At 59.4% G+C, this 23,325-nt stretch carries 23 protein-coding genes and 2 pseudogenes; 12 read left to right on the forward strand and 13 right to left on the reverse strand.

Annotation, left to right across the window (positions count from 1 at the left end):
- The first annotated feature begins 109 nt into the window (after positions 1 to 109).
- Positions 110 to 760: a response regulator transcription factor gene (locus VWZ81_RS03710; protein WP_340545950.1), complete on the forward strand. Its 651-nt coding sequence runs from the start codon at positions 110 to 112 to the stop codon at positions 758 to 760.
- Here the strand turns inward: VWZ81_RS03710 and VWZ81_RS03715 are convergent.
- Entirely contained in the window at positions 730 to 2,409 is a 1,680-nt protein-coding gene (locus tag VWZ81_RS03715) for a sensor histidine kinase (RefSeq protein WP_416542110.1), read from the reverse strand. The genes VWZ81_RS03710 and VWZ81_RS03715 overlap by 31 nt on opposite strands.
- Entirely contained in the window at positions 2,406 to 3,704 is a 1,299-nt protein-coding gene (locus tag VWZ81_RS03720; protein WP_416542111.1) for an MFS transporter, read from the reverse strand. The genes VWZ81_RS03715 and VWZ81_RS03720 overlap by 4 nt, the downstream gene beginning before the upstream one ends.
- A 225-nt stretch (positions 3,705 to 3,929) precedes the next feature.
- Between VWZ81_RS03720 and VWZ81_RS03725 the strand changes: the two genes are divergently transcribed.
- Entirely contained in the window at positions 3,930 to 6,746 is a 2,817-nt protein-coding gene (locus tag VWZ81_RS03725; protein ID WP_416542112.1) for a VCBS domain-containing protein, read from the forward strand.
- A 303-nt stretch (positions 6,747 to 7,049) separates the two neighbouring features.
- Here VWZ81_RS03725 and VWZ81_RS03730 read toward each other — a convergent pair whose 3' ends face one another.
- Positions 7,050 to 8,384 (reverse strand): PLP-dependent aminotransferase family protein, encoded by a 1,335-nt coding sequence (locus VWZ81_RS03730; protein ID WP_416542113.1) that lies wholly within the window; start codon positions 8,382 to 8,384, stop codon positions 7,050 to 7,052.
- 89 nt (positions 8,385 to 8,473) lie between these two features.
- Here VWZ81_RS03730 and VWZ81_RS03735 point away from each other — a divergent pair, with 89 nt between their 5' ends.
- Positions 8,474 to 9,640, forward strand: coding sequence for an MFS transporter (locus tag VWZ81_RS03735; protein WP_416542114.1), 1,167 nt, complete (start codon positions 8,474 to 8,476; stop codon positions 9,638 to 9,640).
- A gap of 205 nt (positions 9,641 to 9,845) precedes the next feature.
- On the opposite strand, the gene VWZ81_RS03740 is transcribed toward VWZ81_RS03735, so the two are convergent.
- Entirely contained in the window at positions 9,846 to 10,442 is a 597-nt protein-coding gene (locus VWZ81_RS03740) for a TetR/AcrR family transcriptional regulator (RefSeq protein WP_416542115.1), read from the reverse strand.
- 124 nt (positions 10,443 to 10,566) lie between these two features.
- Here VWZ81_RS03740 and VWZ81_RS03745 point away from each other — a divergent pair, with 124 nt between their 5' ends.
- Entirely contained in the window at positions 10,567 to 10,986 is a 420-nt protein-coding gene (locus VWZ81_RS03745; RefSeq protein ID WP_416542116.1) for a DUF4345 domain-containing protein, read from the forward strand.
- 95 nt (positions 10,987 to 11,081) lie between these two features.
- A pseudogene (locus VWZ81_RS03750) lies at positions 11,082 to 11,635 on the forward strand (IS5 family transposase); the annotation flags it as partial.
- Positions 11,636 to 11,667: 32 nt separating this feature from the next.
- On the opposite strand, the gene VWZ81_RS03755 reads toward VWZ81_RS03750, so the two are convergent.
- Together VWZ81_RS03755 and VWZ81_RS03760 are read right to left on the reverse strand one after the other, a co-directional pair.
- A complete protein-coding gene (locus VWZ81_RS03755; protein ID WP_416555409.1) occupies positions 11,668 to 11,883 on the reverse strand; it encodes a hypothetical protein in 216 nt (71 codons plus the stop codon).
- 88 nt (positions 11,884 to 11,971) lie between these two features.
- Positions 11,972 to 12,238 (reverse strand): annotated as a pseudogene (locus VWZ81_RS03760) (M24 family metallopeptidase); the annotation flags it as partial.
- Between VWZ81_RS03760 and VWZ81_RS03765 the strand changes: the two are divergent.
- Genes VWZ81_RS03765 through VWZ81_RS03780 form a run of 4 tightly spaced genes read left to right on the forward strand, consistent with a single transcriptional unit; the run spans position 12,184 to position 14,216 of the window.
- A complete protein-coding gene (locus VWZ81_RS03765; protein WP_416542450.1) occupies positions 12,184 to 12,498 on the forward strand; it encodes an NAD(P)-binding domain-containing protein in 315 nt (104 codons plus the stop codon). The pseudogene VWZ81_RS03760 and the gene VWZ81_RS03765 sit on opposite strands and share 55 nt — an antisense overlap.
- Positions 12,498 to 12,947, forward strand: coding sequence for an NAD-binding protein (locus VWZ81_RS03770; RefSeq protein WP_416542117.1), 450 nt, complete (start codon positions 12,498 to 12,500; stop codon positions 12,945 to 12,947). The genes VWZ81_RS03765 and VWZ81_RS03770 overlap by 1 nt, the downstream gene beginning before the upstream one ends.
- Positions 12,905 to 13,324 (forward strand): ThuA domain-containing protein, encoded by a 420-nt coding sequence (locus VWZ81_RS03775; protein ID WP_416542118.1) that lies wholly within the window; start codon positions 12,905 to 12,907, stop codon positions 13,322 to 13,324. The genes VWZ81_RS03770 and VWZ81_RS03775 overlap by 43 nt, the downstream gene beginning before the upstream one ends.
- A gap of 37 nt (positions 13,325 to 13,361) precedes the next feature.
- Positions 13,362 to 14,216, forward strand: coding sequence for a fumarylacetoacetate hydrolase family protein (locus VWZ81_RS03780; RefSeq protein ID WP_416542119.1), 855 nt, complete (start codon positions 13,362 to 13,364; stop codon positions 14,214 to 14,216).
- 22 nt (positions 14,217 to 14,238) lie between these two features.
- On the opposite strand, the gene VWZ81_RS03785 is transcribed toward VWZ81_RS03780, so the two are convergent.
- The 7 genes from VWZ81_RS03785 to VWZ81_RS03815 form a co-directional block, all read right to left on the reverse strand.
- Positions 14,239 to 15,906 carry an acyl-CoA synthetase gene (locus tag VWZ81_RS03785; RefSeq protein ID WP_416542120.1) on the reverse strand — a complete coding sequence of 556 codons (1,668 nt, stop codon included), beginning with the start codon at positions 15,904 to 15,906 and terminating at the stop codon, positions 14,239 to 14,241.
- A gap of 3 nt (positions 15,907 to 15,909) precedes the next feature.
- Complete coding sequence (locus VWZ81_RS03790; protein ID WP_416542121.1) at positions 15,910 to 16,710, reverse strand: enoyl-CoA hydratase; 801 nt, start codon at positions 16,708 to 16,710, stop codon at positions 15,910 to 15,912.
- Positions 16,711 to 16,733: 23 nt separating this feature from the next.
- Positions 16,734 to 17,183: an OsmC family protein gene (locus VWZ81_RS03795; protein WP_340545937.1), complete on the reverse strand. Its 450-nt coding sequence runs from the start codon at positions 17,181 to 17,183 to the stop codon at positions 16,734 to 16,736.
- A 27-nt stretch (positions 17,184 to 17,210) separates the two neighbouring features.
- Positions 17,211 to 18,350, reverse strand: a complete 1,140-nt coding sequence (locus VWZ81_RS03800; RefSeq protein WP_416542122.1) for a glycine cleavage T C-terminal barrel domain-containing protein — start codon at positions 18,348 to 18,350, stop codon at positions 17,211 to 17,213.
- A gap of 140 nt (positions 18,351 to 18,490) precedes the next feature.
- Positions 18,491 to 19,006: an Lrp/AsnC family transcriptional regulator gene (locus VWZ81_RS03805; protein ID WP_416542123.1), complete on the reverse strand. Its 516-nt coding sequence runs from the start codon at positions 19,004 to 19,006 to the stop codon at positions 18,491 to 18,493.
- 508 nt (positions 19,007 to 19,514) lie between these two features.
- Positions 19,515 to 19,793, reverse strand: a complete 279-nt coding sequence (locus VWZ81_RS03810; protein WP_416542124.1) for an NfeD family protein — start codon at positions 19,791 to 19,793, stop codon at positions 19,515 to 19,517.
- Entirely contained in the window at positions 19,790 to 20,683 is an 894-nt protein-coding gene (locus VWZ81_RS03815; RefSeq protein ID WP_340545933.1) for an SPFH domain-containing protein, read from the reverse strand. Before VWZ81_RS03815 ends, VWZ81_RS03810 begins: the two co-directional genes overlap by 4 nt.
- A gap of 365 nt (positions 20,684 to 21,048) precedes the next feature.
- Between VWZ81_RS03815 and tgt the strand changes: the two genes are divergently transcribed.
- From tgt to VWZ81_RS03830, 3 genes are all read left to right on the forward strand, one after another.
- On the forward strand, positions 21,049 to 22,179 hold the full coding sequence (tgt, locus tag VWZ81_RS03820; protein ID WP_416538975.1) for a tRNA guanosine(34) transglycosylase Tgt: 1,131 nt from the start codon (positions 21,049 to 21,051) through the stop codon (positions 22,177 to 22,179).
- Positions 22,180 to 22,318: 139 nt separating this feature from the next.
- Positions 22,319 to 22,471: a hypothetical protein gene (locus VWZ81_RS03825; RefSeq protein ID WP_416542125.1), complete on the forward strand. Its 153-nt coding sequence runs from the start codon at positions 22,319 to 22,321 to the stop codon at positions 22,469 to 22,471.
- A 145-nt stretch (positions 22,472 to 22,616) separates the two neighbouring features.
- Positions 22,617 to 23,285 carry a hypothetical protein gene (locus VWZ81_RS03830; RefSeq protein WP_416542126.1) on the forward strand — a complete coding sequence of 223 codons (669 nt, stop codon included), beginning with the start codon at positions 22,617 to 22,619 and terminating at the stop codon, positions 23,283 to 23,285.
- Positions 23,286 to 23,325 lie beyond the last annotated feature (40 nt).

Below are 23,325 nucleotides of genomic sequence, written 5' to 3' on the forward strand. Positions count from 1 at the left end.
TTGCTGAAGAAAAATGCGGCACTCCGTAACAATGGAATTGCTCTCTGCATCAAATAAGATTTTCAATAGAAATTGGTCCAAAAACAGATGACTGAAAGGGGGATAATGAGTGGAAACTGCTTCGATCCGCCTCGCCATAATTGATGATCATGCGATTTTCTTGCAGGGGCTCTCCTACGTGTTCGAGAGCAGCGCTTTGGACCTAGACGTGACGAGTTTCACGACGGCCACCGATTTTTTGGCAGAGATAGACAGCGGTCGAACCTGGGATGTGGTCATCACTGATCTGGCGATGAAGCCGTTCAACGGGATCGCGCTGATCGGCGCGTTGCGCGCGCGCAATATTGGCGTTCAGGTGATCGTTCTGTCGGCGTCGGAAGATGCGAAAACACGGACCAATGCCCAGATGGTCGGAGCGTTTCGCTTTGTCCACAAATCGTGTGAAGAGCAGGTTTTGCTGGACGCCATCCTTGCTGCCGTCGATGAGGGGCCGCTACCGGCCAAATCTATTGAGAATGGCGCCCGTCGTACGATGTTCCAATCTGATGGAATGGACACGATCGTCCGCCCGAAACTCGGGCCGCAACAGCAGCGCATATTGTCGATGATGGCGGAAGGCTACACCAACAAGAGCATCGCCCGCGCCCTTTCAATCAGCGAGAACACTGTCAAAACTCATGCCAAAACGATCTTCAGGGAACTCTCTGTGGGCAACCGCGCCGCAGCGGTTCAAAGGGCGCGCGAATTGGCGCTGTTCTGAAGGCGGCTTTCCAGCGCGCGCCGCAAGTTGACTTCCCGGTCCGGCAATTCGATCCCGTTCCTGTCTTGACCGTGCGCATCGCCGACCGGGGCACGCAAGAGATAGGTCGTCGGCGCGAATTGCTGTAGGTCACTGATTTCGCTTTCGGAAAACGATTGCCCGGCGACGGGATCCAATACAATCAGATCGGGGACTTGTCCCAGCAGCGTGATCGCGTCTGCCGCTCCTTGGCAGGTGTCCGCATGGGCAAATTTCCAGTACCAGGACGAGACCAGATCCGCCCATGCGCCCATGTTCGGAAGGGTATCCTGCCCAATAACCAGGACAAAGGCCTGATCGCGCGCGACCTCGACAGGCTGGTGTGACAGTCGCAGCGACACCTGCGTGCCTGTGGTTGTGCTGGACTTGATCTCAAATGTGCCGCCCAGCTCTTGGGCAAGTTCCCGTACGATGCCCAGGCCCAACCCCTGGCCATTGCGGGTTGCGGGCAGGTTTTCGCGTTGGCGCACCGCCTGAATCTGGTCCTGTGTCATGCCTCTGCCCCGATCCGTGACCTGCCACCAGCTCTCGTCGCCGGTCACGAAAACCGACAGCTGCACATACCCGCCGGAGGCCCCGTATTTTACTGCGTTGCTCAGGAAATTTCGCAGGATACGCTCCAGCTTGGGGCGGTCACTCTCGATGATCCCCAGATCATTTTTTACTACGAAATCACAGCCTATTGCGGCAAATTGCGGGCGATACTCCTCGTCCAGCCGAGACAGCAGATCTGCCACGTCGATTTCGGTATGCGTCAGTCTTGATGCGGGTTGCTCCACATTCGAAAGCTCCTCGACCAGCGCCTCCTGACTGATCAATGCAAATCGGATTTGGCGCACCAAGACCGCCTGTTCCGGCGAAGTGGCCTGGCGATCCATCTCGGCCAGGAAGTTGCGCAGGGCCAATAGAGGCTGGGTCATGTCGTGCTGAATTGCCTTCAGGGAACGTTTGGCCGCGTGTTGGTGCCTGGCGGCTTCGGCAAATTGCTCCAAAGCCTTTTCAGCCTGCCGACTGACCAATTGGGCTGCGAGCGCATCCTTTGTCTTTTGACTGGCCGTTAAATTGGTGGCGAAACAGAAGCTGAAATAGAACAGGATGAACCCGCCATAGATACGGATCACGCCATCTGTTGTGATCAAGAGAAACAGGCCGAACGGCAGGAGTGAGCATATGGCAATGGCGAGGTAGCCAGGCCGGTACACGGTTCCTGCCATGACCCCACCGGCGGTGATTGATGTCAGAAACAGCCCCGCCATAAAAGTCTGGAGTTCAGATGTCGGACTGGCCAGCTGGATCGCGCAAATGCCCCAAACCAGGCCGGTAAAGGCTGAGATCGCGATGTGGCCCATCAGGTACCGATCAACCTGTTCCGGGGTCTCCTCTGCCTGAGGCCAGGCGCGCGCGTAGAGAACCGTGATCACCACCATGATCGAAGCAAGGCCCGCCCATAGGACCGCCTCGCGGTAGAGACGCACGGAGGCGAGGCTGACGGCGATCAAGGCAATCAGAGTAAAGGCGAAGCGGGCGGAACCTCTGGCCCGCTCTCGCAACATACGGGCTTCTTCTGCCCGTATTTCGACCGGGGTCGGTGGAACAAAGGCCTGGCTCATGCTGGGGTGGTTGTGACCGTCACATCACCTACCCGGCGCCAGAGATATCCTGCAACCGCCAGTCGCAGCACAGCGGGAAGCCCGGCAAAGAAGAATAGCAGGATGCCAAAGGTCTCCGGGCCATTTACGCCGGATTTGTCGAAACCGGCCAAACCCAGGATGGGAAAAGCGATCCCCATTGGCGCAACAAAGGCCATCTTGGAAGCCGCGTTTTTCAGGGCCAAATAGCTGGCAGCTCTTGGGTGGCCGCTGTCGGCTTCATCCCGAGCGACGATATCTGCAAGCATCGACGTCGGCATCACCGCGTCACAGGTCATGCAGGCCCCCAGGCCGATACAGATCACCTGCATCAATAGGATGTCGCCGGCGCCAACCATGTAGCAGCCCGACAAGACACCGGCGCAAATCGTGATCGCGACTGTCCAAGTTCGGCGCTTGCCGATCATGCTGGAAAGCCAGATCCACAGCGGCACAAAGACTGCCGTGCCCACCAGCAGCAGCAAGAACATCTGACCCACCACCGCAGGTGCATTCAGAACATGGCTGACAAACAGCACCAATAGGCCGACCGTCATCGCGTTGGCTGCCTGCACGGCAAAGAACGCAATCATCAGCCTGCGAAACGCGCGCTCCTGCAAGCAGTTACGCCACGCAGTCCACAGGCTTAGACGGGTCCGGGCCTCCCGGCTTTGCTGTCGCGGCGCCCAGATCAGAAAAAACGCCATTGCGACGGGCATCGTTATGAGAAAGGCCAGCGCCAATGTGCGCAGCGACAGACCCATCTGCGCCCCAATGATCACGGGCGCCAGTGACGCGGCCAGGGCGCCCAGGATTTGAAACACAGCCTTGGTGCCAGCCAGCACCGAGCGCTCGTGCACATTGGGAGAAATCTCCAAACCAATGCTGGAGTAAGGCACATCAAAAGCGGTCACAAAAAGCAAATAGCCGGAGATCACACAGAACAGATACACCGGACCAACCCCGTCCGGGGGCGAGAGCAGCAACCAGGCAAACAGCAAAACCCCGGGGAAAGAAAACAGCATCCACGGTACTCGGGGGCCGCGTGCGCCGAAGGTCCGATCGCTCAGCGCACCAATCAGCGGGTCCGTGAACACGTCAAACAAGCGACCAAACATAAACACGGCCCCTACAACCGCCAGCCCCAACCCCATGTCTATTGCGTAAAAGGTTGGCGCAAAGCTCACGATTGCGAAGCTGACCATGGCCAATGGTGCGCTGAGAACGCTGAAACAGAAAAGCTGCCAGCCGCTCATAACCCGATTGGTGGTTCTCATTATCTCCCCCAACTCATTTGGGTTATTTTGAACGCATTACTGTTTCCAATGGAATAACTTTCTGTTTCGCCCATAAAAATCACCCGTTCGGGTGATTGTCGCTCCCATCCTTAACTTATTAAAAATTAGCTTGTTTTTGCGTGTTTCTGGTCTCGGATCAGAGGTCGCAGGAAGGCTAGGGGATGGGGCCCGAAAGCTGTCCAATGACAATAACGGAGTATCACCATGGGATATCGCGGTCGTGGCTATCTGAGAAATACTGATATGGAAGTAGATGCGTCGGACGCATCCCGTGGACAATTCATCTGGACGCGCCGGGGAAACGATGAGGTCACCGGCTCCGAGTACCGTGACCGTATCTATACCGGACGAGGTGACGACACCGTAGAAGGCGGCGGCGGCAACGATGTCATGTTTGGTGGCAAGGGACGGGACACTGCGGTTTTTTCCGGTTCTGTGCTGGACTATCAGGTTTCAGGTTTTGGCCGTGGACCCTGGACCTATGTCCAGGGCGAGGACGGCTGCGATTTTCTGCACAGTTTTGAAGTGCTGCAATTCGACGATTTCACATTTGATCTGGCGGGCGACAACGCGCCTCTGGTGATCTTGCGCGATGATGGTTTGAGCACGTCAGAAGGTGACGCGCTGCAGTTCCAGGTGGACTACTACGATCTGGATGGGACATCGGTGGAACTGGTATCGGCAAGTGTTACCGGCGGCGGGACATTGACGGCGCAGGACAGTGGAGCCAGCCAGACCAGCCAAATCGGGGTCGGCGGCGGTGCAAGCCTGTCCTTCGATCCCGGGACCGCCTACGACAGTCTCGGCGCGGGCGAGAGCACAACCGAAACCGTGACGCTGGTGATATCGGATGACGAAGGCAATATCACAACTGTCACCTATGATATTGTGATCGAAGGACAAAACGACGCCCCTGTAGCCATGGCCGTGTCTGCGACCGTTGACGAAGACGGCCCGGCCGTCACAGTTGCTGCTGATTACTCGGACGTGGATGCCACCGACACCCACACATTCAGCATCGACACGAGTGCTACGCTGGGAACGGTCACCGACAACGGCGATGGCACGTTTGGCTATGACCCCAGCGGCGCGTTTGACAGCCTAGCGGTTGGAGAAACAGCAACCGACAGCTTCGCCTACACTGTGGATGACGGCAATGGCGGCACTGCGACCGAAACCGTGACGATCACCGTCACCGGCCAGAACGACGCGCCGGTCATCAATGTCGCAAACTCTGATCTGGTGGAAGAGATCGGCGCGGGCTTTGCCACATCCGGCAGCTTTGACGCGCAAGATTTCATCGAGGTCTTTGATCCCACAAGCGGCACGGCTTCGATCCAGACGGTCGGCGGTCAGGATGCGATGCGGGTGAATATCAACACCGAAGACAGGCGTGCGCCACACACCGTTTTTGATATTGTCGAGCAAGGCGCGCTGGAGGCGAACGACAAGGTCGTCGTGACTGTTCAGGGTGAAGTCGCACGGACAGGCGGCGATCAGGACGTCTTTTTTGGTCTCACCGATGGTGTCGGCCAAGTGTCGTATTTCTCTGTCAACAGCAGGGCGGGACGCCTGTATAACGGCGAGCTCAAGACGGACTCGCAGCCGGGAGACTCGCTACAGGATGGCGCGATTGAGCTGAACCTACTCAATCTGAGCGGCGGGCAGCAGAATACCTTTAGCCTCGAAATCGTCCTCGACGGTCTCAGCGATGTCATCTCGGTGTTCAGCAGTTCGGGTGCGCTGATTGGCACGTTTGATGGCTTTGACCCGGCGTCCTCAACCCCCGATCAAACCAACGCGATTGATCCGTCTTTGGGTCTCAAGCTGTTCCTGGCGAGTGATGGTGACAACGAGACCAATTACTTTGTCGGCCTTGACTACGATATGGAGATCACCCGTCAGGGCACGATTGAATTCAACGATGTCGATGTCACGGATGAGCACACGGCAGAGATTGATGCGGTGCGCTTTGTGGGCGATGCAGGCGGGCTGACCTCGGCGCAGGCGCTGGCCCTGATCGAGCTCAGCGTGAACAGCACCGCAGCGCAAGCGTCCGGCTCTGTGGACTGGGCTTTTGACATAGGCGCGGTGGATGCGGCCTATTTGGCCGCGGGCGAGACGCTGATGATCGAGTATGACGTGACCGTGCAGGACGGCAACGGCGGCTCTGACACGCAAACCCTGTCGTTCACAGTGAACGGCACAAATGACGCTCCGGTGGCACAAGCGGTGACAGGCACTGTCGACGAAGATCCGCAGGTCGCCAGTTCCGACAGCGTCGGGGCCCAAACGATCCCCAATGCCGGGCGTTTCTATGTCTACGATTTCGACACGGGCACGGCGGCGTCTATCCAGCGCGACGGGGGCGCGAATTTCACCTTTGATCAGATCGCCGCGCAGTATCTCAGCGAGGGCAACGGCGTGATCGTCCAGCCCAACCCCAATAGCACCGGCTGGGCATTCGCGGGCGAGGTGTTCGTGGATGGGACGGGACAGACAATCGCCTCGACCGATTGGGTCATCAACGGGGGCAACGGCGATGTCGACCTGTCGAACCCTCAGTGGATTTTGTTTGCCGACACCAATCAGAACATCGACAGCATCGAGCTGGACATCTCAGGCCTGGATCTTGGAGGCGGTGTCACGGTGGATGCCCAGATTTCGGTCGGCCCGCTGAACTACGAGTTTTTGCGGACGGATGATCTGCGTGTCGACGGCGCTTCTTTCAGCTCGACCCTGAATGGCCCAAGCCCCTCGGTTACGGTTGCGGCGGATGTCACCGATCCTGACAGCGATACCTTTGTGTTCACGGTTGATGACAGCGGCACCCTTGGCAACGTCATCAACAACGGCGACGGCACGTTCACCTATTCCGCCGACGGTATGTTCGAGCATTTGAACAGCGGGGAGACGGCCACAGACAGCTTCGCCTACACGGTCGATGACGGCGATGGCGGTCTGGATACGGAAACTGTGACGATCACCATTTTGGGATCAGATGACATCCTGTTTGCCTAGGGGACCAGTACAGCAATCGAAGCAGGCACCACATCAAGGTGCCTGCTTTCGCACGGTTTGCGGTTGCAGCTGTCCATTCGCCATACGTGTCTGGTGTCAGGGGGCGTTTCTGGCCGATGAGGCCGCCCGTGTCTGAAGCCCTGCCTTTCGGATGGGTGCGGAGTGTTGGATGTTTGGCATGACACGGCTGCCAATGCTCATTCCCCCCTTTGCCGGATGTGCCGTCAGCAAGCGGCACCAAAGATGAACCGGCGGCAAACGTCAGTTCGCGGTATTCGCTCGACAGCCGGTGCCGGAGCTTCCCTAGGCTATCGAAGTTTCCTCGACGGCTTTTCGGACGGTCTGGAAAACCTCCCTCAACTCACTCTTTGAAATGCCACCGAAAGCGAGCCGCAATGCCTGTGGCACAGCAACGGTTGTCGCAAAGGGGTCTGCTCCCGATGCCGAGATGCCGTGTTCTTTCAGACGTGTGACGATAGGCTCGGCGCGGACACCCTTCTCCAACGGCAGCCAGGCAAAACCTGCATTCGGGTGCGACAGGATGCGCGCGCCACCCAACGCGGTCCGGCAGAGCTGCTGGCGCTCAGCGCCATCCCGTCTGCGGTTTTCCTCCGAAGCCACCAGCGTGCCATCTTCCACCCAGCCCGTGACCAGACCGGAAATCAGCGCCGGGGTGTTCCATGTCGTCGCCCGGATCGCTTCAAGCAGTCTGTCGCAGTGGTTTGCAGGGGCGATCACGTATCCCAGGCGTAGCCCCGTAGCGAGGCTCTTGGAGAAGCCGCCCACATGAACGGTACGCTCCGGCGCAAGCGAGATGAGGCTCGGCGGCGGGTCCGGCTCCAGAAAGGCGTATGCAGCGTCCTCGATCACCAGAAGATCATGTTTGCGCGCGACGCCGATCAGACGGTGGCGCGTTGGTTCGTCCATGACTGCGCCCAGGGGATTATGGACGGTGGGCATCAGATAGATTGCCCGGATCTTTCGGTCGCGGCACTGTCTGTCCAGATCATCCGGGCTCATCACGCCGTGCCGCCCGTCCACCGGGATAAGGTCAATCCCCTGCAATGTCGCGATGGATTTGAAGCCGGGGTAGGTCAGCGTGTCGGTGGCGATGGCGTCACCGCGTTGAAATAGCGCAAGGGCGATGATGGCCAATCCATGCTGGCCACCGGAGGTGACCAACAGGCATTCGGGATCAATGGGACCAAGCGTTGATGTGAGGTTTTCGGCGATGATCCGGCGTTCGTGCGTGCGTCCGCCATGGGGCTGGTAGCGCAGCATCGCCTCAAGATCACCCGTGGTCGCAAGCCGCCGAAGGCCAGCACGCAGCATATCTGCATCGGCTGCGTCACCCGGCATGTTGAAGACGAGGTCGACGAGACCATCGCTGACGGTCTGTCGAACACCAAGCGTCGTCGGCAGGTCAAGGTCGCGCACATAGGTGCCGCGACCAGCCTCGCCGACAATCAGCCCGCGACGTTCAAGCTCCCCGTAGGCGCGCGTCGCCGTGGCGAGGGCGACGTTGAACTGCTCCGCAAACGCCCGATGTGTCGGGAGTTTGGTGCCCGGGGCAAGCTTGCCCTGCTGGATCACTGCCGAGAGCATGTCGGCCAAGCGTATGTATCTGGATTTCCTCATCTCTTCACTGTAATTAGTACAATAGAAAAATTGTCATATTTAAAGGCTCATGGCATTCCGATCTGAAGTCAACCTTCAAGGTCCACCCCATGTCCAAACTCATCCCGATTTCGCTTCTTGCCTTTGGCTTGTTCACGGTGACATTCGCCGTGAACCTTCAGGCTCCGCTCTATGATGTCTATGCCGCCGAAAGCGATGTTGGGGCGACGGCAGTGACGGTCGCGTTCGCGGCCTATGTCGGAGGTCTCATGCCGACGCTGCTGCTGGTTGGCGGGCTATCGGATCGGATCGGTCGCCGGGTTCCGATTGCACTGGCGCTGATCTTCGGAGTCGTCGCAACCGCGCTGCTGGTGCAGGTGCCAAGCTGGACAAGTCTGGTCATCGCGCGCTTCCTGCTCGGGATCGGGACAGGTCTCGCGACGACTGCCGGAACCGCCTATATGACGGAAATTCGCGGCGCGGAGCGCGCAAGGAGCGCCGCTCTGATTGTCACCTCCGCAACATCGCTCGGCTTTGGTGGTGGCGCTCTGGCGACCGGTATCAGCCTTGGTGTGCAGGGGCCAAGTTTGCTGCCTGCGAGCTATATCGCGCTGTTTGTGGCAGCACCGGTGCTTGCGGTCCTTGTCCTTGCATTGCCGCGGGTCGATACGCCCAAGCCGGTATCGGTTCTGCGCCTGCCGGTGTTCCCGGCTGGCGTTTGGGTTTTCGGGGCCGCGATGGCGCTGGCCTGGTCCACGACAGGCATGACCATTGCGGTTGTTCCGCTGGAACTTGCCGCGAACGACCTTGGCGGCTGGACGGGCCTTGTCATCTTTCTTGCGATCTTCGTGGGCTTTCTGTGCCAGCCGATTGCCCGCCGCATGACCAACGAACGGGCGCTCGCCCTCGGGTTTGTCCTGATCCCGCTCGGCTTTCTCGTTCTTCTGGCCGGTGTCTGGCTGAAGGTTCTGGCATTTGTTCTGATCGGCACCTGCATCACCAGTGCGGCCAGCTATGGCTTTACCTATCTCGCCGCTCTGGCAGAGGTCTCGTTGCATGCGCCGGATGATCGGGCGCGGGCGACGGCGGGTCTCTTCGTTTATGCCTATTTCGGCTTCTCGCTGCCTGTGATTGCCAGCGGCGCACTGGCGGACAGGCTCGGCCTGCTGTCGGCCATGATCGTTTTCGCATCTGTTCAGATCGTGGTGACAGCGATCATCGTGATGCTATGGCAACGGCGACCCGTCCCGTCCTGCGCCGCTGTCAAAGCTGGGTAGCAGCGCAACCGCTAGTTTTGAAAGCCACGGTCCGTCTAAGGTGCGGTATTGGGTGATCTCGGCGGGCCTGAGCCTATCACGGTTGGCCTGGGACAAGCTTGGTCTGGTCTCTCGGCGCCGCATCGCCTCAAGTATGCTATCGGCCCACTGTTCTAATGCTGCTGATCGCATGGAAGTCTGTCTCATTCCGAAACTGCCTATCGGCTTATGCAACGACGCTTTTTAATAAACGTTCGGTCATCAGTGGTGCATCGACCCAAGGGTAATCAGGGATAGTGTTCATGCAAAGAGCAATGCCGATCATTCCCGATATGAGCGTGTCGGTCCTCACTTGAACATCGGCTGCGTCCGGAAGAACCTCTCGGATCAAATCTGAAAAGACTGCGAAATGTGCCAGGGTCTTCTCATCGCTCACGAAGGTACTGACATCCGCGCGGTTCACGTCGTTGGACATAAAGACAAGTCGAAAATGATCGGGATGATTGGTCCAATAGGCGACAAAGGTTTGTGCCGCCGACTGCAACCGCTCACTTGGAGCAGCGATATCCGTTAGCGTCTTCCGGATTTCATCTGACATGTCCGATAGGACGTCCGCCCAAAGGTATCGCAGGATATCTGTCTTGCCCTCGAAATGCGCATAGATCGTCATCGGCGCGCATCCAACCTCCTTCGCCAGACGCCGGATTGAAATCGCTTCGAAGCCTTCTGCTTGGTAAATCTCAAGCGCGTGCTTCCCAATTTTTGCCTGGAATCCAAGGATATCGGTCTCGCTTCGGCGAGGTCTGCCAGCGCGTCTAGCCATGGTTGGACACTCCAATTTAATCTGGAACGCGTCCCAAATAAATCTTGCAATGTCAAGTTTTCATTAATATGGAACGCGTACCAATTATTATTCAGCCTCAGCGCCAACCTCTAGGAGACATGAAATGAAGAAGATCAAACTACTGAACGCGGTCGTCGTGATCATTGGTGCCGTCATCGTCCTCCTAGGTTTGAACGTCGGCCTTGGCGGGATAAAGACACTGGGATGGCAATCGACACGTGATTTCGTTTCGATCACCGATGCGGCAGCATTCCATGCTCAAGATAGTCACATACGATTTATTGGTGGTGTCTGGTTTGGCGTCGGTGCTGTGTTCATGATCGGAGGTTTTGCAATGCGCCAGCTTCGCCCAACCTTGATCATTCTGTCGGCGATGATCGCAGTTGCGGGCCTGTTCCGACTAAGCGCCATGGACACCGGCGGGGTATTCAGCGCTGCCATTGCCCCTTCGTTCGCCTTCGAGCTTGCTGGTTTTCCGCTACTTGCATGGTGGCTGATGGTGTCTGCCAAACGAGAGGCCTAGGGACAGGATCAGAAGGTTTCTGCTGCAACGCGTGATTCACGGTTCCGAAAACGGAGCGGTGAATTGTCTGATTTTTTTGGCTGACGGATGCGCATATGGCGCGCTTTGAGCCCTTCTTTCCCAAGTTCCACGGCGAGCCCCGCGTTGATGGCCGACGTGTGTTGAGCGGAGTATCTTTATCAATCGCGATGGGTTGCGCTGGTGCGATGCTCCTCGGGAGTACGGCCCGCATAAGTCTCTCTACAGCCGCTGAACGCGCTGGAGCGAGAAGGCATCTTCGCGCGGATGATGGCGGGGCTGGCCGCCGGGCACGGCGAAGAACAGGCCGTGATGATCGACGCGACGTATCTAAAAGCCCACCGCACAGCGACCAGCATGGCCGCGAACTATGGAGGATCAGGAACTGATCCAGTGGATCAATTCCCCGACGAGGGGAGGTGCGGCCGCCTGATCCCTTGCCCGGCAGGGCATTGCGCAGCAATGTCCAGAGAGGGGGCGAGGCAAGTGTAGAATGAACACCAAGCTGCATGCCATCTGCGACAGCCAGGGCACCCGCTCGATCTGTTCGTTACCGACGGTCAGGTGCGACTACATCGGCGCGCGGGCGCTGCTCAGTGGTCTCCCGAATGTCGTTTGGCTGCTCGGGGATCCCCGCCCAGTGCAGACCGGACGGGGCTTTGTTCAATCGTTGATATCGTGGTCGAAGTGTTTCACCTGGCCTTTGGGGCCCTTGAAGAAGTGGCGCAAGACCAGCCAGGCGATCAGCGAGAGGGTGGCGTAGATCAGCAGCAGCACCGGCAGGGTGATGCTGCCTGCGGGGGTGGCGACCAGCAGCAGGGCCACCAGCACCGCGCCGGCGGCAAAGCCTATCACGTCCTCGGCCCCGGCTTGATCCATATGGGAAAAGTCGGCGCATACAGCGGCAGCCCTGGTGCCCAACGCCCTGATCTTCATTCGCAAAGCCGAGTTCCTGGGCTGTTGGTCAAACCTCAACCACCTTGTCGGTGGAGACGCCGGGTTTGATCGTCGCGATGGAGGCATCAATCCATTCGCGCGCCTTCACATAGGCGTCATTATGCCATGGGGTCGCGCGGCCGACGTTGAACCTGCGGTAGTAGCAGGTGCGATATCCCTGATAGGATTGCAGGATATCAAAGAAGGCCTGATCGCCGGGTCGGATCAAAATCCGAAGGCTGTCTGGCAGTGCAGACCCCTGCGGATCTGGCGGCGCGGGCTGACATCGTTGTGACGATGTTGGCCGATGGCGCGGCCTCTTATGCAGTGCATCTCGGACGCGGCGGATTGTTTGCCTCGACAGGCAGCGCGACCTTGGTGGAAATGGGCACGATGAGGCCTGACCACATCGCCGATCTGGTCGCAACGGCGCCAGAGAATATCCGGGTGATTGATGCGCCGGTTTCCGGGGCGACACAAGATGCTGATCTTGCGGCCGTATTCGATGCGGTGAGCCGACAAACCATCTATCTCGATCGGTCCGGGGCGGGGCTGTGATGAAACTGGCGGTGAATTCGCTGATCCACGGGATTATTCAGACGCTTGCCGAAACGATGACCATGGCCGAAGCCTCCGGCATCACGTCTGAGCAGGCATTCGATGTGATCGCGGCCTCTGCGGCCTGTGCGCCAATGCTCAAATGCCGCCGGCCGCTCTATCTGAATGAGGCAGATCACGATGTCACCTTTACCGTGGCACTGGCCCGCAAAGACATGGAAGTGACGCCACAGCTTGCAGATCGGCTTGGCACTGCGATGCCGCAAGGCCGAACCACACTGGCCAAATTGATCGAGGGGGAAAGGCAAGTTATGGCGCCCGCGATATGGCGTCGATATCGACCTACATGCGAAAGGATACACCATGAAAGCGGCGCTGTTTGTTGGCGGCTGGTTGGCACGGGCATATGGGGGATGCGTTCCGCGATCGCCCGACCTATCATTTCCTGATCGGCGGTCAGTTTGTGGCTCATTCCCCCGGATGGCCGGACAACCTGCAGCCGCGCGAAGACCATATTGATTCCGATGTGACCATCTGCAAACCCGACGATCCGATTGTGCAAGACATCAAGAGTTTCCGCCTGACGACCGAGCAATACCATATGCTCGTCGATCCATCGAACGAGGTCCTGGCGACCACGACGTTTTCGGGCGATCATCTGTGGTGGATCGAAGGCACCGTGATCCCGGTTGTCTGGAAACGCCGCTGGGACAAGGGCCGGGTGTTCTATTGCTCAATCGGCCACGAGTTGGACGACCTGAAGGTGCCGCAAGTTACTGAGATTATCCGCCGTGGGGCCCTGTGGGCGGCGCGCGGCGCTGCCTGATGACACGATATTCAAGCCATAATTATGAGGACACGATATGAAGCTTCTCCGCTACGGCGCGCCCGGCGCAGAAAAACCCGGGCTTCTGGATGCGTCAGGCCGCGTGCGCGATCTGTCGGGCCTGGTCCCGGATATCTCTGGTGAGACATTGCGCCCCGCTGGCCTGAAGGCGCTGCACGGGCTGGACCCGGAAACGCTGCCGCTCGTTGACGGCACACCACAGGGCGATCTGCGCCTTGGGGCCTGTGTCGGGAATATCGGCAAATTTGTCTGCATCGGCCTGAACTACGCCGATCACGCCGAAGAGGCGGGGATGCCGATCCCCGAAGAACCCATCATCTTCAACAAATGGACCTCTGCGGTGGTCGGCCCGAATGATGACATTCAGGTCCCGCGCGGTTCGGTCAAAACCGATTGGGAGGTCGAATTGGGCGTCGTGATCGGCGAACCGGGCTCTTATATCGACGAGGCCAACGCGATGGACCATGTCGCAGGGTTTTGTGTGATCAACGATGTGTCAGAGCGCGATTTTCAGCTCAATCGGGCAGGCACGTGGGACAAGGGCAAAGGCTGCGATACCTTTGGGCCAACAGGGCCTTGGCTCGTCACAGTTGATGAGATCGCAGACATGGACAACATGGGGATGTGGCTGGATGTGGATGGCAAACGCATGCAGACAGGATCAACCGCGACATTGATCTTCAAGATCCCGCACCTCGTGTCCTATTGCAGCCAGTTCATGAGCCTGCAGTCGGGGGATGTCATTTCAACCGGCACGCCTCCGGGCGTGGGGATGGGTCAATCCCCGCAGCGGTATCTGCACGGCGGGGAGGTTGTGACCTTGGGTATCGACGGATTGGGCGAGCAACGATCAAAGGTTTTGCCAGCCTGACAGGATCGCAATTGACACCGGCTTACTGAGCCGGTGTCATTTGACCTGCATGTGCGTTTTCCGCGATCTTCTGGGCCTGATCGCGCAAGATGAATTTCTGGATCTTGCCGGTTGACGTGCGCGGGATCGGCATGAACACGAACTGTCCGGGCACCTTGTAGGGCGCAAGCTGGTCCTTGCACCACGCGCGCAATGTGGCGGCATCCACATGTTCACCTGTAGCCAGTTCCACAAAAGCACAGGGCGTTTCGCCCCATTTTTCGTGCGGCATGGCCACCACGGCAGCAATCGCGACGGCGGGGTGACGATAAAGCGCTTCCTCCACCTCAATGGACGAAATATTCTCGCCGCCCGAAATGATGATATCCTTGGAGCGATCCTTCAGCTGAATATAGCCGTCCGCGTGCCGCACGCCGAGATCGCCGGAATGGAACCAGCCGCCTGCAAAGGCCTCTTGGGTGGCTGTGGGATTGCGGAAATAACCCTTCATGACGACGTTGCCGCGAAACATCACCTCGCCCATGGTTTTCCCGTCGCGCGGCACTGGCAGCATGGTGTCCGGGTCCAGCACATCCAATCCTTCCAGCGGCAGATAGCGCACGCCTTGGCGCGATTTCAGCTTTGCCTGCTCGGCGGGCGGCAGATCGGACCAGTCCTGATGCCAGTCATTCACCACGGCAGGGCCGTAGGTTTCAGTCAGCCCATAGAGATGCGTGACGTCAAAGCCTGAGGTTTTCATATCCGCCAGCAGCTTCTCCGGCGGCGGGGCGGCGGCGGTAAAGAATTGCACGGTATGATCAAGTTGGCGCTTTTCGGCCTCGGGGGCCGAGATCATCAGCGACATGACAATTGGCGCGCCGCACAGGTGGGTGACGTGCTCATCTGCCAAAGCGGCCCAGATTGGTCCTGCCCGCACCTGACGCAGGCAGACATGGGTGCCGATGATCGCCGACAGCGTCCATGGGAAACACCAGCCATTGCAGTGGAACATTGGCAGCGTCCACAGATAGACCGCATGTTTCGCCATCGACGTCGTCAGCGCATTGCCCTGCGCCAGCAGATAGGCCCCCCGGTGGTGCGAAACCACACCCTTTGGATCGCCTGTCGTCCCCGATGTGTAGTTGATCGAAATCGCGTCCCATTCATCCAGCGGCATCAGCCAGTCGAATTCAGGATCGCCCGTCGACAGGAAGGCCTCGTAATCCTGCGCATCTGCCTCGGTAACGGGTCCGCAGAATTCAGCGTCGTCGTATTGGATGACAAGCGGGCGCACTGTTGCCAGCGCCAGCGCATCCTGCATCAAGGGCATGAATTCGCGGTCTACGATGACGATTTTGCACATGGCATGGTCCAGCTGAAACGCAATCACCGACGCATCTAGCCGGGTGTTCACGGAATGCAGGACACCGCCACACATGGGAACACCGTAATGGCATTCCAGCATTGCGGGCGTATTGGCCAGCAGGGCCGACACCGTGTCACCGCGCCCGATGCCTTGCTGTGCCAAAGCAGAGGCCAACTGACGTGATCGCGCATAAAACGCCGAATAATTGCGCCGCAACGGGCCATGCACCATCGCAGTGTGATCAGGAAAGACCGAGGCCGCGCGTTCCAGAAATGTCAGCGGCGTCAGTGGCTGATGGTTTGCAGGATTGCGGTCCAGATCGGTATTATAGGGGTTTGCGGTCATGGCTCAGGCGTCCTGCCATTGGGGCGCGCGCTTTTCGATGAACGCTTCGATCCCTTCTTCGGCGTCTTGCGCCAGCATGTTGTCGACCATCACAGCAGAGGCGTAATCGTAGGCATCGGGCAGCGACATCTCGCGCTGGGCGTAATAGGCGCGTTTGCCGGTTGCCAGCGTCATGCTGGATTTTGACGCAATCTTGCGCGCCAACTCCATCGTTACCGTTTGCAACGCGTCAGGTGCCGCGACGCGGTTCACAAGGCCGATTTCGGCGGCCCGCGCGGCGGATGTCATGTCACCGGTCAGCAGCATTTCCATCGCGTGTTTGTCCGCCACATTGCGCGACAGCGCCACCATCGGGGTGGAGCAGAACAACCCGATGTGAACACCCGGTGTGCTGAATTGCGCTGTGTCCGCTGCAATAGCCAGATCACAGCTTGCGACCAGCTGGCAACCTGCGGCCGTTGCGATGCCTGTGACCTCAGCGATGACGGGTTTGGGGCAATTCACGATGCCTTGCATCACGCCTGCGCACATCGCCATGACATGGGCAAAATAGGCTTTACCACCATCTCCGTTCAAACGCCCAGCGGTCATTTCCTTGAGGTCATGGCCTGCACAAAACGCAGGGCCATTGGCCGCCAGGACAATGACCCGCACATTTGGGTCGGTCCCGGCGGCTGCAAACGCAGCACCGAGTTCCGCCAGCATCGCCTCGGACAAGGCATTGCGCCGACGCACGTCATTCAAGGTCAGGCGCAATATTCCGGTCCCGTCCAGAACGCGCAGCAGGATGTCAGAGGTGGTCACGGGGGGTATCCCTTATTCGAGCGCTAAAGAATGTTGATTTCGACACTGTCGGCGAGGGTGTTCGCAATAAAGCAGTAGCGGTGCGCGCGGTCCTGCATCTGGGCCAGTTCGGCGTCGCCCACCGTAAAGCCGGTGTCAAAACGCACCACCGGATGCAGATCAATCCGCGTTACCGACATCTGGCCCTTGGGGTTCTTGCCCAGATGGGCCTCGGCGTAATCGTGGTAGCTGGCCACCGGCCAGCCCGCCTTTGCGGCCAGCGCAAGAAAGGTCATCATATGGCAGCTCGACAGCGCCGAGGCGAGGGCCTGTTCGGGGTTTGTGTTCTCCGGGTTTCCGCCCCAATCAGGGGCGGAATCGACCAGCAGGTCATAGCGGTTGTTGTATTGCACGGTGTGCTCGTTCGAATAGGCACCGGTTTGCAATACGGGCGCTGCGCGCTGCCAGTGCAGCTCAATCGCGAGATCTGACATTTCGGTATTCTTTCATGTAGCAGGACGTTAAGCGGCAGCGATCTGTTTTTTGGGATCATAGAACGGGCGCTCGCAGATTGTTGCGCGGACGGGGCCGGATTTCGTGACGACCTCAACCTGTGCACCGATGTTGGCGTGTTCCGCTGACACCATGGCCAAGGCGATGTTCTGCTCCAAACGCGGGGAATAAACCGCAGAGGTGACCTTGCCGATTGCTTCGCCACCTGAATTGATGTCCCAGAATGTCGTGTTGGGACCCGCAAGAGGTTCGCCGTCGATGATCAGGCCGATCTGCTTACGGCTGACACCTTCGTCCCTGATACGGCGCAACGCGGCCTTGCCGATGAAATCAGCCTCCATGTCGAGGTTCACCAACCGGTCAAACCCAAGCTCAAAGGGGTTGGTGCCCATGTCGGCATCCGCGTGATACGACAACATCCCACCTTCGATGCGGCGGATGGAGGATGTGTGGCCGGGCTTGAGGCCAAATTCCAGACCGGCTGCCATAATGGTTTCCCACAGCAGATCGCCTTTGGAACCGTCGCGCAGGTAGATTTCATAGCCCAGCTCGCTGGACCAGCCGGTGCGGGACACGATCAGCGGGATGCCGTTCAGCTCGACTTCGCGCAGCCAGTAGTAGCGCAGGTCCATGATCCCGTCGCCAAACAGCGCGCGCATGATCTCGCCGGATTTGGGGCCCTGCAATTGCAGCGGCGAGACATCCGGCTCACCAATCGTGACATCAAGGCCAGAGTGGATCGCAACCCCCTGCGCCCAAAGAAGAATGTCGCTATCAGCAAGAGAGATCCAGAAATGGTTCTCGGCAAGACGCAGCAGGACCGGATCGTTCAGAATGCCGCCGTCGGCATTGGTGATCAGGATGTATTTGCACTGGCCGACCGCCATCTTCGACAGATCGCGGCAGGTCAGCATCTGGGTGAATTTCGCCGCGTCAGGACCGGTGATTTCAACCTGCCGTTCAACGGCCACATCACAAAGTATCGCGTCATTCACGAGGTTCCAGAAGTTCTGCTCGGGATCACCGAAATCGCGCGGGATATACATGTGGTTGTAGACGGAGAACCCCTGCGCGCCCCAACGCACTGTCGCGTCAAAATAGGGCGACTTGCGGATCTGTGTGCCGAAACCGAAATCATCTGCTTGCATTGGAACTACCTCCCGTTTTGTCCCCGACCGCTTTGATCGGAGACTGTCAAAACCTTTGCGAGATGTAGTCCAGGAGAGGCGGCGAAAGTGGTCCGAAGATTATCACTTCTCAGACCATTCAGGCCGTTTGGGGGGCCATATCAGGACCGATTGGGCCAGAGCGGCAATTTCGGATTTGCAGCGGCCAATTTCGAGAGGTTCGGCAAAGCTGATTTCACTTGGCGCGTGGCAAAATGGGTCATGTAGCGGTCAATGCCGAGGTCTTCGGCATGGAAATCTTCCATCAGGCCTTGAAACGCGGCGAGGCTGGGGCTGATGATCTTCATGATGTAATCGACCCCACCACCGGTGGCGATGCAATCAATGATCTCATCCCGGCTGTTGAGAAAAGCTTCAAAGCGCTCAAAATCAGCCTTTCGATGACGGCTGAGGGAAACCGTCACAATCACCTGCGCGAAATCTGCGAGCCGCTCCAGCGCGATATCGGCATGATAGCCGCGAATGTATCCGCCCGCTTTCAACCGGGTCAGCCGCGCCCAGCAGGGGGTCGCGGAAAGCCCGCTCAGCTCTGCCAGCTTGGCCTTGCTCAACTGCCCATGCTGCTGGAGCGCGCTGAGAATGCGGATGTCTGCTGCATCAAGGGCAAGTCTCTTCATTCGCTCTGGTCTTTCCTTGTGTGGATGCGCGGTCATATGACCGACGATCACATGCTAGATTAGGATATCCCTACCTGAAAGCCCTCCGTCAGCTCAGTGGCTTTGCGACCGAAATGAGCGCGACCACGTCCAGCTGATCGGCGTTGCCCGCCAATATGGGGCGTATCTCCGTGTGATATCAGCATGTCGCGGGTAGACGTTTCGCAACGGCAGAGCAGGCCGACCCGGAGCAGAAAAAGGTTTCGAGCCGCAGCCGGATCTCGGTTGCATAACATCCGATCGCAGACTGGACGCTGGACAGGATTTGCAGAGAGGAGAGTCTTGCAAGACAACATAGCCTCTGGCCGCTTCGGACGCTTTGTTGCGTTCCAGCAGGGGGGACGGGCGCCAGCTCCGAATGTCGCTATCTATACACTGCTGAGCCTGACGGTTGCGGCTGTTGTATTGGATTGCGGGACTGGTGAGGCTAGGGGGATCCCCGCCCAGTGCAGACCGGACGGGGATTTGTTCAATCGTTGATATCGTGGTCGAAGTGTTTCACCTGGCCTTTGGGGCCCTTGAAGAAGTGGCGCAAGACCAGCCAGGCGATCAGGGAGAGGGTGGCGTAGACCAGCAGCAGCACCGGCAGGGTGATGCTGCCTGCGGGGGTGGCGACCAGCAGCAGGGCCACCAGCACGGCGCCGACGGCAAAGCCGAGGAAGATGAAGCCCGGCGCCAGCACCTCGACGATGGCGAGGCCGATGGCAATCGCGATCCAGACCCACCAGACGGAGAGCAGGGCCGTCATTTTCCGGCCCCTTTCAGCATGTTGAAGGCGTTGCCGAAGGCCTCAATCGCATTGGCGGGCACCAGGATGGTCTGTTTGCCTTCCCCTGCGCCAAGGGCATTGAGCGCCTCGACCTGTTTCAGGGCCACCTGATATTGCGCGGCCTCCAGACCGTTTTCGGCAATGGCTTTGGCGACCACCCCGGTGGCATAGGCCTCGGCATCGGCCTGAATGCGGCGGGCCTTGGCGATCTGCTCGGCGGCGTAGAGCTCGGCGTCGGCGGCCAGTTCGACCGCGCGTTTCTGGCCCTCGGCCTTGGTCACCTCGGCGCGGCGGGCGCGCTCGGCGTTGAGCTGCTGCAGCATGGCGTCGCGGGTGGCCTGATCGAGGTTCACGTCGAGGATCTCGGCGCGGGTCACTTCGATGCCCCAGTCGTCAACGGCGCTTTCGACCAGATGCTGGATCTGACCGATCAGTTGCGAGCGGTTCGACTGCACCTCATCCAGGTCCATCTTGCCGATCTCGGCGCGCACGATGCCGGCCACGGTGGTGGCAATGGCGCCGTCAACGTCGCGGATCCGATAGACGGTCTTTTCCGGTTCCAGAATGCGGTAGAACACCGAGGTGTCGATCTGCACCAGCACGTTGTCCTTGGTGATGGCGTCCTGGCTGGCGTTGGGCAGCTGGCGTTCCAGGATCGAGACCTTATGGGCGACGGAGTCGAGCAGCGGGACGATGAAGTTGATGCCGGGGCCAAGCACTGCATGCAGGCGGCCAAAGCGTTCGACCACGTATTTTTCGGACTGCGGCACGATGCGGACGCCCTTGAGGATCAGGATGATCAGGAAGATCGCGCCCAGGATATAGATGATGTTCTGCGTCAGCAGGCTCAGCAGGAGTTCTTCGGTCATTATGCCTCGCAATAAATTTGTATGCTATGGTATGCAGTTGGGGGTCGTGGACCCGGGATTCAAGCGTGGGGGGACGGCGCCCCGTTCCTCTTCTCTATGGCGTGTGCGGTGGTGGCAGGCAAGGGGAACGGCCCCGTCTGCGGCGCATCCGTGGCGTGCGGGGTGGGGGCTGGCTAGGGCTGTCGGGGCTTTGGCGCGGGCTGCGGTCATGCAGGCTTGAAAACCGCGCCGGGATAAGGCACATCCGGCAGGCTCTGCCGGAATGGTCCCGGATCGCGGCGGAGCAGGGTTCAGGTGGCAGATGATCCCGTAGGAAATTCCCCGCAGCGGCGGGACCACGCACAAGACAGCCCAAGGAAGAGAACATGGCGCCGAAAATCTCATTTGACCTGAAAGCCACCGATGGCAAGGCCCGCACCGGTGTCATCAATACGCCGCGCGGCGAGATCCGCACGCCTGCGTTCATGCCCGTGGGCACCGCCGCAACAGTGAAGGCAATGCTGCCGGAGAGCGTGCGTGCGACCGGGGCGGATATCCTGCTGGGCAATACCTATCATCTGATGCTGCGCCCCACGGCAGAGCGGATCGACCGTCTGGGCGGATTGCACAAATTCATGAACTGGGAGCGGCCGATCCTGACGGACTCGGGCGGGTTTCAGGTGATGTCGCTGGCGGGTCTGCGCAAGCTGACGGAAAAGGGTGTGACCTTCAAAAGCCATATCGACGGATCCAAACATGAGCTGACGCCGGAACGGTCGATGGAAATCCAGCGCCTGCTCGGTTCGGACATCGTGATGTGTTTCGACGAATGTCCGGCGCTGCCTGCGGACCGCGACCGGATCGCCGAGTCGATGCGCCTGTCGATGCGTTGGGCGGAGCGCTCGCGCGAGGCCTTTGGCGACCGTCCGGGCCATGCGCTGTTCGGCATTATGCAGGGCGGGCTGGAGCAGGATCTGCGCGAAGAAAGCGCCGAGGCGCTGAAGAAGATCGGATTCGAGGGCTATGCGGTTGGCGGCCTGGCAGTGGGCGAGGGGCAGGAGGCGATGTTTGACTGTCTTGATTATGCGCCCGGTTTCCTGCCTGAGGACAAGCCGCGCTATCTGATGGGGGTGGGCAAGCCTGATGATATCGTCGGTGCGGTGGCCCGTGGTATCGACATGATGGACTGCGTGCTGCCATCGCGCTCGGGTCGCACGGGGCAAGCGTTTACCCGCTACGGTGTGGTCAATATCAAGAACGCCCGCCACCAGGATGACCCGCGCCCGCTGGATGAGCAGTGCAGCTGCCCGGCGTGTTCGAACTATTCGCGCGCCTATCTGCACCATGTGTTCCGCAGCAACGAGATGATTTCGGGGATGCTGCTGACCTGGCATAACCTGCATTACTTCCAGGAAATCATGGGCGGCATGCGGGACGCGATTGCTGCGGGCACCTTCGAGGCCTGGCAGAAGGATTTCCACGACACCCGTGCCGAAGGCGATATTGAGCCATTGTAGGGGCCAGCAAGGGGGATGCGCCCGGATTGTCGAAAACTTGAGCGAATGTTCATCGGCGGGTCCTGCCCTGAACACGTTTGCGCCACAAATCAGCGGTGATCTGTCAATCAGGCACTGATGACCAACGTGGAGAGATCCGATGAATGAGACGGCTTCAACTGGACTTGCGCATTGTTCGCTGATGATTTTGCTGGCGGCGGGCGTTGCTGTTTTTGCGCTTTTGGACCATGGCGGATCCTATGGGGAGCAGCCGGGGGCGCTGGCGCATCTGACGTCGGCCGCGCAGCGGTAAGGATTGCCGGAGCGCGACTGCACCCAAGGCAACGGCCTGATGTCGTGCGCTTTTTGCTGCGATCTTTGGTAGGGATGATCCCGGTCCGCGTTCACCGGTTATGAAGACCTCGCTGCTAGATTCCGCCAAAACGGGAAGGGTCGCGATGAGCTGGTTACAGGCATGGGGGAGCGTGGTGCTGCTGGGCGGCCTTGTGGCTGCCTCTGGCGCTGTGGCGCAGTCGGATCAGGCAGCTAAGGCGCCGGGGTCGCTGGCCGAGGCCTCAAGTTTTTTCAAGGCACCACCGCTTGATGGCTGCCGGATCGCATTTGACGATCTGATCAAGGGCGGCTCCAAAGCGCTGCGGGGCCAGTGGTTTGTGCAGAAGGGGCCGGGGGAGACCGGGCTGCCGGTTGGCGGCCGCGTCGATATGGAACCGCTGCCGCAGCGCGCGGGTGAGGTGCTGACACTGAGATTTCGCAATGGCCGTCTGGTGGCGGATTCTGCCGTGTCCGGGGTGATCCCCATCGGCGTGCTGGACCGGGCGCCACCTGAGCCGGGCACGGGGCTGAGGGCCGAAAGCGTTGGCCGCGGCGATCTGGCGGATGGCGCGGAGGTCTTCCTCGATGAGCTGGGCTTGGGGCGGCTGCCCTGCGGGGTGGACCAGATGCTGCAACTGAGGCTGCAATCAGAACGCGACACCGGCACCGGAGACGTGTTGCGGCAGGATATCCGTCTGTTCCTGATTGATCAGACCCGGATGAGCGGCACCTACCGCGAAACCGGACCGGGTGGGCGGCTGGAACGCGGGGTGATCACCCTGATGCGGCGCTGATGCTGCGGGTCAGGTCATCGGCGGAGGCTGCCGCGCGCGG

Origin of the sequence: Phaeobacter sp. JH20_34 (assembly GCF_048056095.1) — a bacterium.
GTDB classification, from domain to species: domain Bacteria; phylum Pseudomonadota; class Alphaproteobacteria; order Rhodobacterales; family Rhodobacteraceae; genus Phaeobacter; species Phaeobacter bryozoorum.

Bases quoted from the DNA above. Each gene is read 5' to 3' on its own strand.
- VWZ81_RS03715 (WP_416542110.1), bottom strand. From the start codon at position 2,409: ATGAGCCAGGCCTTTGTTCCACCGACCCCGGTCGAAATACGGGCAGAA.
- VWZ81_RS03785 (WP_416542120.1), bottom strand. From the start codon at position 15,906: ATGACCGCAAACCCCTATAATACCGATCTGGACCGCAATCCTGCAAAC.
- VWZ81_RS03830 (WP_416542126.1), top strand. From the start codon at position 22,617: ATGAGCTGGTTACAGGCATGGGGGAGCGTGGTGCTGCTGGGCGGCCTT.
- VWZ81_RS03825 (WP_416542125.1), top strand. From the start codon at position 22,319: ATGAATGAGACGGCTTCAACTGGACTTGCGCATTGTTCGCTGATGATT.
- tgt (WP_416538975.1), top strand. From the start codon at position 21,049: ATGGCGCCGAAAATCTCATTTGACCTGAAAGCCACCGATGGCAAGGCC.
- VWZ81_RS03725 (WP_416542112.1), top strand. From the start codon at position 3,930: ATGGGATATCGCGGTCGTGGCTATCTGAGAAATACTGATATGGAAGTA.
- VWZ81_RS03800 (WP_416542122.1), bottom strand. From the start codon at position 18,350: ATGCAAGCAGATGATTTCGGTTTCGGCACACAGATCCGCAAGTCGCCC.
- VWZ81_RS03730 (WP_416542113.1), bottom strand. From the start codon at position 8,384: ATGAGGAAATCCAGATACATACGCTTGGCCGACATGCTCTCGGCAGTG.
- VWZ81_RS03775 (WP_416542118.1), top strand. From the start codon at position 12,905: ATGGGGGATGCGTTCCGCGATCGCCCGACCTATCATTTCCTGATCGGC.
- VWZ81_RS03740 (WP_416542115.1), bottom strand. From the start codon at position 10,442: ATGGCTAGACGCGCTGGCAGACCTCGCCGAAGCGAGACCGATATCCTT.
- VWZ81_RS03810 (WP_416542124.1), bottom strand. From the start codon at position 19,793: ATGACGGCCCTGCTCTCCGTCTGGTGGGTCTGGATCGCGATTGCCATC.
- VWZ81_RS03735 (WP_416542114.1), top strand. From the start codon at position 8,474: ATGTCCAAACTCATCCCGATTTCGCTTCTTGCCTTTGGCTTGTTCACG.
- VWZ81_RS03805 (WP_416542123.1), bottom strand. From the start codon at position 19,006: ATGAAGAGACTTGCCCTTGATGCAGCAGACATCCGCATTCTCAGCGCG.
- VWZ81_RS03795 (WP_340545937.1), bottom strand. From the start codon at position 17,183: ATGTCAGATCTCGCGATTGAGCTGCACTGGCAGCGCGCAGCGCCCGTA.
- VWZ81_RS03745 (WP_416542116.1), top strand. From the start codon at position 10,567: ATGAAGAAGATCAAACTACTGAACGCGGTCGTCGTGATCATTGGTGCC.
- VWZ81_RS03780 (WP_416542119.1), top strand. From the start codon at position 13,362: ATGAAGCTTCTCCGCTACGGCGCGCCCGGCGCAGAAAAACCCGGGCTT.
- VWZ81_RS03770 (WP_416542117.1), top strand. From the start codon at position 12,498: ATGAAACTGGCGGTGAATTCGCTGATCCACGGGATTATTCAGACGCTT.
- VWZ81_RS03755 (WP_416555409.1), bottom strand. From the start codon at position 11,883: ATGGATCAAGCCGGGGCCGAGGACGTGATAGGCTTTGCCGCCGGCGCG.
- VWZ81_RS03720 (WP_416542111.1), bottom strand. From the start codon at position 3,704: ATGAGAACCACCAATCGGGTTATGAGCGGCTGGCAGCTTTTCTGTTTC.
- VWZ81_RS03815 (WP_340545933.1), bottom strand. From the start codon at position 20,683: ATGACCGAAGAACTCCTGCTGAGCCTGCTGACGCAGAACATCATCTAT.